The following is a 274-nucleotide window of genomic DNA, read 5'->3' as shown; positions in this document are numbered from 1 at the left end:
CTCACGGCGCGTGGCGCTGTCTGTTTCCAGCGAGATCGAGCGGCATGAGGCGACGCGCTCCTATCTTGAGCTCAATCCGGCCGCCTACCATCAATATCTGGTTGGCAAGCAATACCTCGGGCGCCTGACGCTGCCCAACCTGCGCCGTGCGCGCAAGGAGATGCGCTCGGCGCTGAAAGCGACGCCCGATTTCGCCCCGGCGCTGAGCTCGACCGCCAGAACCTATTCGAAGGAATGGTTGCTGACGGCCCGCGGCGATATGGAACTTCTGAAG

1 protein-coding gene is annotated in these 274 nt (G+C 63.1%); it reads left to right on the top strand.

Annotated elements, in window-relative coordinates; genetic code table 11:
• Positions 1 to 274, top strand: a 274-nt coding sequence (locus SB679_RS24155; RefSeq protein WP_410704777.1) for a hypothetical protein, incomplete at both ends; no start/stop codon positions are given.

Origin of the sequence: Chryseobacterium sp. SIMBA_029, assembly GCF_046535275.1 — a bacterium.
Lineage (GTDB): Bacteria > Bacteroidota > Bacteroidia > Flavobacteriales > Weeksellaceae > Chryseobacterium.
Note: the sequence above shows the minus strand (reverse complement) of the source record. Positions and strands in the feature narration are given on the sequence as shown.